General features: G+C 46.2%; 1 pseudogene. It reads left to right on the top strand.

Annotated features, from left to right (window positions below):
* Nucleotides 1–212, top strand: a pseudogene (locus A3712_RS18460) (putative PEP-binding protein); the annotation flags it as partial.

Raw genomic sequence — 212 nt, 5'->3', positions numbered from 1 at the left:
GAAGTGGTAGTTCCTTATGTTCGTGCATTAAGCGATGCGGCTAAGATTATCGATTTACTTGCAGAGCAAGGTTTGCCTCGTGGTTTGAATGGCTTGAAGGTGTTGTTCTCATGTGATGTGCCATCTGCGGTTCTACTGAGTGAACGTCTGCTGCATTACTTTGATGGTGTGGTAGTGAATGTCGACAGCCTAACGTCTTTCACGCTTGGTGT

It is taken from the genome of Vibrio sp. HI00D65 (assembly GCF_001635455.1).
Classification (GTDB): Bacteria; Pseudomonadota; Gammaproteobacteria; order Enterobacterales; family Vibrionaceae; genus Vibrio.
The sequence above is the reverse complement of the archived record's forward strand: the minus strand, read 5'-3'. Positions and strand labels throughout refer to the sequence as shown.